The 672-nt window shown below is 47.9% G+C and carries 2 protein-coding genes; both read right to left on the reverse strand.

Going from position 1 to position 672, the window contains the following annotated elements; translation table 11 throughout:
• Positions 1–266, reverse strand: a 266-nt coding sequence (locus ABEW34_RS31705; protein ID WP_430165805.1) for an IS3 family transposase, incomplete at its 3' end; no start/stop codon positions are given.
• Positions 267–334: 68 nt separating this feature from the next.
• Positions 335–672, reverse strand: a 338-nt coding sequence (locus ABEW34_RS31710) for a transposase (protein ID WP_430165808.1), incomplete at its 5' end; no start/stop codon positions are given.

Here is a 672-nt window from a genome sequence, read left to right on the forward strand (position 1 = left end):
TCAGCATCCTCGCGTGTAATGCCGTTTGGATGACGCTTGGCCTTCTTCAGCAGCCCATGTTTCTTCATGATTCGGTAGACGGTGCTATAGCTGATTTTAATTTTTCTTTGTGACAGTGCCAGCAGAATACGCTGGACACCGTAATTTCGGTTGTCGTCATGTTCGCCAATGATGTCTTTGATTTTGACCAGAAGAAGTTGCTGCCGCTCTTGTTTGGGTGTAGGCTTCAGGCTACGGTAATAGCCCGACTCGCTGACAGCAAGCACATCACACATCTCTTTGACGGTCCACAGATCCCGTCGTTCACGGATGTAAGCATAGAGCTGGCATGCCTTTACCGCTTCCGGTCTTTTGCGAAAAAACCAAGGGCATCCTTTAGAATTTCATTCGCACGACGTAACTCATTGATTTCTCTTTCTAATTCGATTTCACGTGCAGTCTTATCGGCTGATGCATAAGCGCGTCCGCTCCCGATATACGCTCCGTCTCCGTGCAGGGTTCTCTGTTTTCTCCAATCCTGCAACGTATAGTAGGACACGCCTAACTGTGCGGCGGCTTTCTTTGGTCCAATTTCATCGCTCAATCTTACTGCTTCTTCTTTGAATGCTTTGTCGTATCGGCTCATTGTCTCTCGTCCCCTCATCTGCTTACATTTTATTTCAAACGAGGGGG

It is taken from the genome of Paenibacillus algorifonticola (genome assembly GCF_050481745.1).
Classification (GTDB): domain Bacteria; phylum Bacillota; class Bacilli; order Paenibacillales; family Paenibacillaceae; genus Pristimantibacillus; species Pristimantibacillus algorifonticola_A.